The sequence below is a fragment of the Streptomyces sp. M-16 genome, assembly GCF_052114405.1.
Classification (GTDB): domain Bacteria; phylum Actinomycetota; class Actinomycetes; order Streptomycetales; family Streptomycetaceae; genus Streptomyces.
The window spans coordinates 18,658-28,390 of the sequence record NZ_JBFRER010000100.1; the positions used below are offsets into that span (position 1 = coordinate 18,658).

General features: G+C 75.8%; 11 protein-coding genes. 3 read left to right on the forward strand and 8 right to left on the reverse strand.

Going from position 1 to position 9,733, the window contains the following annotated elements; translation table 11 throughout:
• Nucleotides 1-11 precede the first annotated feature (11 nt).
• A complete protein-coding gene (locus tag AB4039_RS32260) occupies nt 12-1,409 on the forward strand; it encodes a GntT/GntP/DsdX family permease (RefSeq protein ID WP_442272436.1) in 1,398 nt (465 codons plus the stop codon).
• Here the strand turns inward: AB4039_RS32260 and AB4039_RS32265 are convergent.
• The 5 genes from AB4039_RS32265 to AB4039_RS32285 all read right to left on the reverse strand — a co-directional run bounded on the left by AB4039_RS32265 (nt 1,357) and on the right by AB4039_RS32285 (nt 4,739).
• Nucleotides 1,357-1,680 (reverse strand): hypothetical protein, encoded by a 324-nt coding sequence (locus tag AB4039_RS32265; RefSeq protein WP_285538298.1) that lies wholly within the window; start codon nt 1,678-1,680, stop codon nt 1,357-1,359. The two genes, AB4039_RS32260 and AB4039_RS32265, sit on opposite strands and share 53 nt — an antisense overlap.
• Nucleotides 1,677-2,855: a hypothetical protein gene (locus AB4039_RS32270; protein WP_442272437.1), complete on the reverse strand. Its 1,179-nt coding sequence runs from the start codon at nt 2,853-2,855 to the stop codon at nt 1,677-1,679. The genes AB4039_RS32265 and AB4039_RS32270 overlap by 4 nt, the downstream gene beginning before the upstream one ends.
• Nucleotides 2,856-2,996: 141 nt before the next feature.
• Complete coding sequence (locus tag AB4039_RS32275) at nt 2,997-3,512, reverse strand: protein-tyrosine phosphatase family protein (RefSeq protein WP_285538294.1); 516 nt, start codon at nt 3,510-3,512, stop codon at nt 2,997-2,999.
• Nucleotides 3,513-3,537: 25 nt separating this feature from the next.
• Nucleotides 3,538-4,302 (reverse strand): hypothetical protein, encoded by a 765-nt coding sequence (locus tag AB4039_RS32280; protein ID WP_442272438.1) that lies wholly within the window; start codon nt 4,300-4,302, stop codon nt 3,538-3,540.
• A gap of 122 nt (nt 4,303-4,424) precedes the next feature.
• On the reverse strand, nt 4,425-4,739 hold the full coding sequence (locus tag AB4039_RS32285; protein WP_442272439.1) for a hypothetical protein: 315 nt from the start codon (nt 4,737-4,739) through the stop codon (nt 4,425-4,427).
• Nucleotides 4,740-4,840: 101 nt separating this feature from the next.
• Here AB4039_RS32285 and AB4039_RS32290 point away from each other — a divergent pair, with 101 nt between their 5' ends.
• Together AB4039_RS32290 and AB4039_RS32295 are read left to right on the forward strand one after the other, a co-directional pair.
• A complete protein-coding gene (locus AB4039_RS32290) occupies nt 4,841-6,355 on the forward strand; it encodes an MFS transporter (RefSeq protein ID WP_442272440.1) in 1,515 nt (504 codons plus the stop codon).
• 60 nt (nt 6,356-6,415) lie between these two features.
• Nucleotides 6,416-7,084 carry a DUF6629 family protein gene (locus tag AB4039_RS32295; RefSeq protein WP_442272441.1) on the forward strand — a complete coding sequence of 223 codons (669 nt, stop codon included), beginning with the start codon at nt 6,416-6,418 and terminating at the stop codon, nt 7,082-7,084.
• Here AB4039_RS32295 and AB4039_RS32300 read toward each other — a convergent pair.
• The 3 genes from AB4039_RS32300 to AB4039_RS32310 all read right to left on the reverse strand — a co-directional run bounded on the left by AB4039_RS32300 (nt 7,048) and on the right by AB4039_RS32310 (nt 9,637).
• A complete protein-coding gene (locus AB4039_RS32300) occupies nt 7,048-7,362 on the reverse strand; it encodes a DUF6126 family protein (protein WP_442272442.1) in 315 nt (104 codons plus the stop codon). The genes AB4039_RS32295 and AB4039_RS32300 overlap by 37 nt on opposite strands.
• 16 nt (nt 7,363-7,378) lie before the next feature.
• Complete coding sequence (locus tag AB4039_RS32305; protein WP_266847161.1) at nt 7,379-8,017, reverse strand: XRE family transcriptional regulator; 639 nt, start codon at nt 8,015-8,017, stop codon at nt 7,379-7,381.
• A 78-nt stretch (nt 8,018-8,095) separates the two neighbouring features.
• Entirely contained in the window at nt 8,096-9,637 is a 1,542-nt protein-coding gene (locus AB4039_RS32310; protein WP_266847160.1) for an ATP-dependent DNA ligase, read from the reverse strand.
• Between the last annotated feature and the right edge of the window lie 96 nt (nt 9,638-9,733).

The window sequence follows — 9,733 nt, forward strand, 5'->3', positions numbered from 1 at the left end:
GGAACCCCACCGTGACCGGTCTCAGCGTCGAGACACTGGCGGCGGCCGCTCCCGAGCCCATAACCTCGGCCGGGAACGCCCAGTTGGGCATCGCGGTCCTGCTCGGCATCGCCGTCATCGTCCTGCTGATCACCCGCCTCAAGATGCACGCCTTCCTGGCCCTGACGGTCGGTTCGCTGACCCTCGGCTCCTTCGCGGGCGCTCCGCTGAACAAGACGATCGCCAGCTTCACCGCCGGGCTCGGTGCCACGGTCGCGGGCGTCGGCGTACTCATCGCGCTCGGCGCGATCCTCGGGAAGCTCCTCGCGGACTCCGGCGGCGCGGACGAGATCGTCGACACGATCCTGGCCCGCGCCAAGGGCCGGTCGATGCCCTGGGCCATGGTGCTGATCGCCTCGGTGATCGGCCTGCCGCTCTTCTTCGAGGTCGGCATCGTGCTGCTGATCCCGGTGGTGCTGCTGGTCGCCAAGCGCGGCAACCACTCCCTGATGCGCATCGGCATCCCGGCGCTGGCCGGGCTGTCGGTCATGCACGGGCTGATACCGCCGCACCCCGGCCCGCTGGTCGCCGTCGACGCCCTGCACGCGAACCTGGGCGTCACCCTCGCCCTCGGCGTGCTCGTCGCCGTCCCGACGGTGATCATCGCGGGACCGCTGTTCTCCCGGTACGCCGCCCGCTGGGTGGACATACCGGCGCCGGAGCACATGGTCCCCGCGCGTCCGTCGGAAGGGGCCGCGCACCGGCCCCGCTTCGGGGCCACGGTCTGCACCGTGCTGCTGCCGGTGGTGCTGATGCTGGTCAAGGCCCTCGTCGACATCGTTGTCAACGACCCCGCCAACGCGCTGCAGAAGGTCACCGACGTCGCCGGATCGCCGCTGATCGCCCTCCTGTCGGCCGTGCTCGTGGGGATGTTCACCCTCGGCCGGGCGGCCGGGTTCACCCGGGAACGGATCTCCTCGACGGTGGAGAAGTCCCTCGCGCCGATCGCCGGCATCCTGCTGATCGTGGGCGCCGGCGGCGGGTTCAAGCAGACCCTCATCGACGCCGGTGTGGGTGGGATGATCCTGGACCTGTCGAAGAGCTGGTCCATCCCGACCCTGCTGCTGGCCTGGCTGATCGCGGTGGCGATCCGGCTGGCCACCGGGTCGGCCACGGTGGCCACCATCTCGGCGGCCGGTCTCGTGGCCCCCCTCGCGGCGGGCGCGTCCACGACGGAGACCGCCCTGCTGGTCCTGGCGATCGGCTCCGGCTCGCTGTTCTTCAGCCATGTCAACGACGCCGGGTTCTGGCTGGTCAAGGAGTACTTCGGCATGAGCGTCGGGCAGACCCTCAAGACCTGGTCGGTGATGGAGACCATCATCTCGGTGGTCGGCCTCGGCTCCGTCCTGCTGCTGTCCCTCGTGCTGTGACCCCGCCGTGGACCCCTCCCTGGACCCCGCCCCGGACACCGCCGTGGACCCCGTCGAGCTGGGCGGCGGCGAGCGCGAAGCCGTCCGCGGCCCGGGCGCAGCGGTCGGCGAGGGCGGCGACCTCGGCGCGGAAGGCGTCGGCCTGAGGGCCCCGCCATTCCAGCGCCGCCGCGCCCGCCCGCAGCCGGTGGGCGTGGGAGCGCAGGGCCGCGCAGTGGCCGCGCAGGCCGTCGGCCGGGGCGGGCGGGGGCAGCCGGGGCACGTCGGTCACGGGTTCCTCCGGGAGGTCGTCGTCCGTGGGCGGTCCGCGTCGCCGAGCGGGAGCAGCCTGCTCCCGGTGACCCGGCCGTCGGCGGCGGACCAGGTCCTGCCGACGGCACCCGCCGAAGCCAGCCGGTGGACGCGGGTGCGCGGATCGAGGGGGGTGCGGGCGTCGGCCGGGGAGCCGACGGCGTACAGGTGCGTGATGCGGTAGACGGCGGTGAGGTCGCGGTCCCGGGCCAGGTCCATGGCGRCGACGGCGCCCAGCCGGTGTCCGACCAGGACGAGTTCGGCGCCCGAGGGAATCAGCGCCCGTACGGCGCGGACCACGTCCCGCACCCGCCACGCGTCCCGGTCGGCCAGTTGGAGCACGTGGCGGTGCCGGCCGCCGACGCCGGTCACCCGCTGGACCAGCAGGGTGTCGGTCGCGCCGAGCAGGCCCGTGTTGCCGACGTACCCGGCGAGGGTGCCGGTGGTGTCGAGCGCCTCCAGCAGCCCGGCGCCGGGGCCGGGGCCAGGGGCGTCGTCCGAGCCGTCGCCGCGGGAGAAGAACGCGCGCAGTGCGGCGCCCAGCCCCAGGAGCGGTTCGGCGGTCACGGCCCGGCCGGTGGCCACCTGCCAGCCCGCGTGGTCGTTGAAGGGGTTCTCGTCGGTCAGTGCGTGCCAGGCCAGGACGTCCGCGAAGGTCGGGGCCAGGAGGGTGAAGGCCTCCCCGGCGCCCCGTTCGCGCAGCAGGGTCCGGAACGCCCGGGCCGCCTCGTCCTGCCGCCCCTGCGCCACCGCCCGCAGGACCGCGGCGCAGTCCGGGTCCGCGAGCAGGTCGGGGCGGCCGACCCCGGCGACGTGGATCCGCGCCCTGAGCCCGCAGACGGCGGTGGTCACGGCCAGGTTCTCCCGGCGGGCCAGGATCCCGGCGAACCACCCGGCCCGCGCCACGCCCCGCCCGCGCGGGGCCCAGCCGAGGCCGGCCGGGTCGGTGAGGGTGCGCAGCAGGGTCCGCCAGGCCCGGCGCGGCCTGCCGCCGCCGCAGAGGGCGGCGGCCGGGAGGCGGGCGCCGAGGGCGAGCCCGGAAGCGTACCGGGCGGCCTCGCCCACGGCGTCGGCGGCCTCGGCGAGGTCCCGGCACAAGGCGTCGAGGGCCTCGACGTCCGGGTCGGTGGCCTGCGCGGTCACGGCGTCGGACATGGGCTCCTCGCGGGGGTGCGGCTGGAACGGCGGCTGGGTGCTGCGCCTCCGTCCGCGGGCCTCGGCACGGGCCGGGCTGCTGCGGACGGCGACTCCGGCATCACCGTACGTCGGCCCCTCCCGGCGCGCGCTCCGACTGCGCTACGGGAGTGGGTCCGGGCCTGCGAGCAGGAACGCGGCGTCCAGCCCGCTGTCGAGGTATGCGGTGAAGAGCCGGTTGTGCAGGGCCCAGGGGGAGCGCCTGCTCCGGATGAGGCCGACCGCTTCTTCCGCCGTGGCCCCCCGGCCGACCAGGCACTGGGCGACCACGAGGCCGGAGCGGTTGTACCCGTAGTAGCAACGCACCAGGGTCCGGCGCCCCGCGTCCAGGGCCCGCCCCGCCGTGTCGGCCAGGCGGCGGACGGTGTCGAGCTGGGCGGCGTTCAGGGGCGCGTCGGGCATCTCCCCGACCAGGTGCTCGGCGGCCGGGCCGGGGCCGTGGCCGGGGCGGGTGTAGAGGCTGATCACGAGGTCGAACTCGTCGGTGACGACGGCAGGGCGCAGCTCGCCGTCGGCGTCGGCGTAGACGTGGCCGCCCATCCAGAGGCCGGGGGTGATCTCGTCCCAGGGGGTCGGGGGCCGGGGCGCGTCGGGGTTCTTCCAGTGGGTCTTCGTCATCGTGGCCGGATCGTACAACAGCCCTTCAGGCTACGGGAGTTTCACAGAAGACGGCCTCGCGGAACGCGGTGCGCAGCGCTGTGGCGGGAGGGGCCGCGGGGGCGGGTGCGGGCGCGGCGCCGGGCAGCAGGGCGGCCCAGCGGTCGTGCCGCGGGGAGACCCACAGCGCCGGGCCGGTGGCGGCCGGCGGGTGGTGGGCCCACACCCCGGCGGGGGCGGGGTGCCAGAGCAGGCCGCGGGAGGGGGTGAGCTCCCCGGTGCGGATGCGCAGGGATTCGGCCGTCCAGGCCCGGCTGATGGGATGGTCGGCGGTGGACAGCAGGTGGCGCGGGAAGCGGACCAGGTCGGCGAGCGGCGCGTACAGGGTGCCGTCGGCGAAGCGGGTGCGGTCCATGCCCAGCGGCCGCCAGATACGGGTCGTGGCGCACTCGGCCAGCGGGGTGCCGGTGAGGTGTTCGGCGAGACGGGTGAGGGCGGCGAGGGCGGGCGGCCCCTCGCCGTGCGTGAGCAGGTGGTGGGCAGTCGCCGCACCGGGCAGTCCCGCCGCGGCCCCTTCCCCGTAGGCGGTCAGCGGGGTGTGCAGCGCGAGGTCCCCGGCGGCGACGAGGCTCCCGAGCACGGGCCACAGCGCGAGCACGGCCGTGAGTCCGCCCACGTCGAGGGGGGTGTCCCCGTCACCGGGCGAGCCCGCGTGAACGGAGTCCGCCGACCCCGCCGCCCAGACGGCTTCCGGGTCGGCGCGGCGGACGAGGGCCTCGATGGGGCCCGCCTGCAAGCGGCGCGTCATCATGCCGGGCACGCTACGTCCCCCCACCCGCCCTCCCGCGCACGTCGCGTCCCTGTCGCCCCCCGCCACCCGAATGCGGGGGGCGGCGGGCGGCGACGGCCGGTGGGACACCCGCCGCCACTCGATCACGTAACTGCGGTGCGGCGCGGTGGCGGTGACGGCGGTGGAGACGCCCGAGCCGCTGCCGGCCGGCCCGCGACGAGGTCGTCCCCGAAGGGGTACAGGGCCGGGTTGGGCGTCGCGGTGCTCGGGATGTCCCCGTTGGTGCCGCCGGTGGGGCAGCGCGACGAGTGGGTGGCGTTCAGGTCGCAGGTGCCGTGGGGCAGGGTGACCTCGGAGCGGCCCTGCGCGTCGGCGGTGGCGGTCACCGGGGTGTCCGCGATGGTGACGGAGGCGCCGGCGGCGGGCCCGGCGGCGGATCGTGGTGAGCGTGTCGTCACGTCCCTCACAAGAGGGCCTATCCGGCCGACTTCGCTCCGGTCCGCGCACGCCATGTGCCTGCCGGGTGGCCCTTCCGGGCGGGGCGCGCCAGCCTGGGGGCATGACCGAACCCGCGCCCGGTGTTCCGCTGCGGTCCGCCCAGGGGCGGTGGATCCTGCTCGCCACCGTGCTCGGGTCGAGCATGGCGTTGCTGGACTCGACCGTCGTCAACGTGGCGCTCCCGCGCATCGGAGTCGATCTCGGCGCCGACATGGCGGTGCTCCAGTGGACCGTGAACGCCTATCTGCTGACCCTGGCCGGGCTGATCCTGGTGGGCGGGGCGCTCGGCGACCGGTTCGGGCGGCGCCGGATCTTCGTGCTCGGGGTGGTGTGGTTCGCGGCGGGCTCGCTGGTGTGCGGGCTCGCGCCCGGCGCCGGGGTGCTGATCGCCGCCCGCGCCTTCCAGGGCGTCGGCGGCGCGCTGCTGACGCCCGGTTCGCTGGCACTGATCCAGGGGTCGATCCACCGCGACGACCGGGCCCGCGCCATCGGCCTGTGGTCGGGGTTCGGCGGGATGGGCGCCGCGGTCGGGCCGTTCCTCGGCGGGTGGCTGGTGGACGGGCCGGGCTGGCGGTGGGTGTTCCTGCTGAACGTGCCGGTCGCCGCGCTGTGCGTGCCGGTGGCGCTGAGACACGTACCGGAATCGCGGGACCCGGCGGCGCACGGGCGGTTCGACGTGGCCGGCGCCCTCCTGGGCGCGGGGTCGCTGGCCCTGATCACCTACGCCCTGATCGAGGCCAGGAGCGGGTCGGCGCTGATCGTGGCCGCGGCGGTGGGCGGGGTCCTGCTGGGCGCCGCGTTCGTGTGCGTGGAACGGCGGCGGCCGGACCCGATGGTTCCACCGGACATCTTCGCCTCCCGGCTTTTCACCGCCGTCAACCTGGTCACCCTGTGCGTCTACGCGGCCTTCGGCGGGTTCTTCTTCCTCGTCGTGCTCCAGCTCCAGGTGGTGTCCGGTTACTCGGCACTGGCCGCCGGGGCCGCGCTGCTCCCGGCCACCCTGCTGATGCTGCTGTTGTCGGCCCGCTCGGCCGCGCTCGGGGAGCGGATCGGACCGCGGATCCCGCTCACGGTGGGGCCGCTGCTGTGCGCGGCCGGGATGCTGCTGACCCTGCGGGTGGGCCCGGACGCCTCCTACGTGCAGGACGTGCTGCCGGCCATGGTGGTGATGGGCTGCGGAATGGTCACCCTGGTGGCTCCGCTGACGGCGACCGTCCTGGCCTCGGTGGACCCGGGCCGGGCGGGCCTGGCCAGCGGCATCAACAACGCCGCCGCGCGGGCCGCCGGGCTCCTCGCGGTGGCGGCGCTGCCGTTGCTGGCGGGGATGGGCCCGGACACCTACCTGTCGGCGGAGGCCTTCGACGCCGCCTTCGACCGCGCCATGCCCTGGTGCGCGGGGGCCCTGCTGGTGGGGGCGGCCCTGGCGTTCGCGACCGTACGCTCCCCGGCGCCCGGGGAGCCCCACCCCCACCAGCAGTGCCGCATGCAGTGCCCGGTCGGTGCGCCGCCGCTGGAGCCACCGGCGGCGGCCGGGGGCGAGGAGTCCAGGGGTGAGGAGTCCAGGAGTGAGGGGTGACGACCGCTTCCCGGGAACCGGCCCGGACGTCCCCACGAGCCCGACCGGTGGGAGCCCGCCATGTGCTGGAGCACGGCCGCGGACCTGACGGCGGGCACCGTGGTGACCGCCGTCGGAGTGGTGTGCCTCGCCCGGGTGCGGCGGGCCGGCGACCTGCCCGTCGCGGCGCTGCCGCTGCTGGGCGCGCACCAGCTGGTCGAGGCCGCCGTCCGGCACGCGGGCGGCGGCTGCGGTCCGGCCACCACGGCCTGGGCGATGATCGCCCTGCCCGTGCTGCCGGTGTGGGTGCCGCTCGGGGTGCTGGTCGCCGCCGGGCCCGGGGCCCCGCGGCGGCTCCGGGGGCCGGCGGCCGTCGGGACCGGCACCGCCGCGGTCCTGGCGTACTGCCTCGCTACGCGGCCGGTGACCGCCGAGGTACGGGGCCGCCTGGTCGGGTACGGGGTGGACGTCCCGTACGTACCGCTGGTCCTCGCGGGCTGCCTCTACGCCACCCTCGGGGCGCTGCTGCTCACCGGGGACCGGCGGCTGCGGGTGCTGGGCGCCGTCCTGGCCGCCGGGGCGCTGGTCTGCGCGGCGCTGTGGCGGCTGGAATTCGCCTCCACCTGGTGCGCCTTCGCCGCGGCGGCCTCCGTGCTGGTGCTCGGCTGGGTACGCCGTCCGGTGGTGCCCTGCGGGATCCCGGAGGGGCGCGACTACTGGTTCTGGCCGCCCAGCACGAAGAGGAGGTAGACGAAGAAGGCGAAGAGGTGACCGACGAAGAGGTACGCGATCAGCCGGATGACCAGGCCGCGGGGGAACCGCGACTCGATGCGGCCCAGCAGACCGGCCGGCTGGGCCGCGGCGTCGGTACCGGCGGCGGTCCCGGCCGTGGCGCCGGCGGCGGTCCCGGCCGTCGTGCCGGCGGCGGTCCCGGCCGTCGTGCCGGTCTCCTCGGCCCCGGTGCCCGTCGCCTCGGACGTGGCCGCGGTCTTCTCGGACGTGGTGGGCATGGTCTCCTCCTTGGTCATGGGTACGGCTCCTCGGCTAGCGGTGCTGCGTGGTGGAGGCGCCGCCGAGGCACAGCCCGGCGAGGTTGCTCTGCAGCAGGGTGTGGACGAACAGCAGCTCGGCTCCGCCGTGACCCGGCGCGGCGATCCGGTGCGGGGTGAGCGAGTCGAAGTGCGCGCTGTCCCCCGGCTCCAGCAGGTACTCGGTCTCCCCCAGGTGCAGCCGCAGCTGTCCGGTGAGCACGTACAGCCACTCCTCCCCGGGGTGGACGCGGACCAGCTCGCCCTGGCTGCGCCCCTGGGGCACGTGCACGCGCAGCGCCTGCATCCCCCGTCCGGAGCCCCCGGCCTGCCAGTACGTCCACCCGTCGGCCTCGCGGGCCCCGGGACCACCGGCCCGTACGATGGGATCCGCGACGGCCGGATTCTCGCCCAGCAGCTCGGAGACCGTCGTACCGTAGGTGCGGGCGAGCCCGAGCAGCAGCGGCAGCGAGGGCTGGCGCCGTCCGGTCTCCAGGCGGGACAGGTGCGCGGGCGAGAGCCTGGCCCTGGCCGCGGCGGCCTCCAGCGTGAGGCCCGCGCGTCGGCGCAGTTCACGCAGCTGCGGCGCGACGGCGGGCAGGTCTTCGGGCAGGCCGTCGTCGTGGCGGTCCGGGCCCTCGGCTCGGGGGTTCATACCTCTGATTGAGTCAGATTCTTACCCTGCTGGCAATTTTCTTGCCTCTGAGGCAAAACCATTCGTTCCGCCCCCTCCTCACGTGGTGCGGGCGCCTCCCTGCTCCAGGACCGTCTCCACCGTGTCCGCCTCCTCGGCGCTCTTGTCCGGCCGGTGGCGCAGGACCCGGGCGAAGCGCAGGGCGACACCGGCCGGGTAGCGGGGTGAGCGTTGCAGCCCGTCGTAGGCGATCTCCACCACCAGCTCGGGCCGGACCCGGACGGTGAAGCCGTCGTCCCCCTGCGCCAGCTCGGTCAGACGTCCGGTCTGCCAGCGCAGCATCTCGTCCGTCAGTCCCTTGAAGGTCTTGCCCAGCATCGCGTACGTGCCGTCGGCGGTCCGCGCGCCCAGGTGCAGGTTCGACAGCAGGCCGGTGCGGCGGCCGTGGCCCCACTCGGCGGCGAGCACCACCAGGTCGAGGGTGTGCACGGGTTTGACCTTCAGCCATCGCTTGCCGCGCCGGCCGGCCGCGTAGACCGAGTCCAGCGCCTTGACGACGACCCCTTCGTGCCCCCGGCTCAGCGCCCCGGCCAGGAACTCCTCGGCCTCGGCCGCACCGGCGAGCGGATCGTCCACCACCAGCCGACGCACCCGCCAGGCCTCGGGGACCAGGGCGGCGAGAGCCGCGTGGCGTTCACGGACGGGCAGGTCGAGCAGCACCCGGTCGCCGAGGGCCAGCAGGTCGAAGAAGTACGCGTGCACCGGGAGGGCGCGCCGCGCCGCCGCCACGTCCACCCGGGAGCCGACCCGGCTCGCGATCTCCTGGAAGGGCACCGGGCGGCCGCCGGCATCCTGACCGATGACCTCGCCGTCGAGGACGAACCTCTCCCCCGGCAGGCTCCGCGCCAGTTCCACCACCTCCGGCAGCCGGTCGGTGATCTCGTCCAGGGAGCGGGTGTGGATCCGCACCTCGTCCCCCGACCGGTGGACCTGGACGCGGATCCCGTCGAGCTTCTCCTCCACGGCGCAGGGCCCCAGCGCGACGAGGGCGTCGGCCACCGACCGCGCGGTCCCGGCGAGCATCGGCCGCACGGGCTGCCCGACGCGCAGGGTCACCCCGCGCAGCGCCGCGGCCCCTCCGGTCAGTACCGCCGCGGCCGCCCGGGGCAGCGAGCCCTCCAGCATCACGGCCCGGCGCAGGTCCGCGGCCGGTACCCCGGCGGCCTTGGCCACGCCTTCCAGGGCCACCGCGTCCAGGGCCCCCTGGCGCACCTCCCCGGACAGCAGGCCGCGCAGGAACGCCTGTTCCTCGACGGTGGCGGCGCCCAGCAGGCCGTCCACGATCCGCCGGCGCTCCGCCTGCGCGCCGGGGCCCGCGACCGCGGCCAGCGCGGACACCGCGTCGTCCACGGCCCGTACGGTCAGGGAGGGGCCCGGCGCCGGGGCCGTTTCCCGGCCCAGGGTCCGCCAGCCGACACCCGGGCGGCCCTGGGGAAGGCGGCCGGAAAGATAGGAGACGACCAGGGCGACCTCCTCGGCGGGGGCGGACGCGAACACCTCCGCGAGCAGGGCGGTCTTGCGGGAGCGGGCGGCGGTCCCGGCGACCTCCCGGGACACGCGCGCGACCTCGGCCAGCAGCATGCGGCCCATCCTCCCGCCGCCCGGCCCGGCACGCAGGTCGAGGGTGCGGGCGGCTCGCGCGCGGCGGCGTGGACCGCGGTCGGCGCGGCCGGGTGC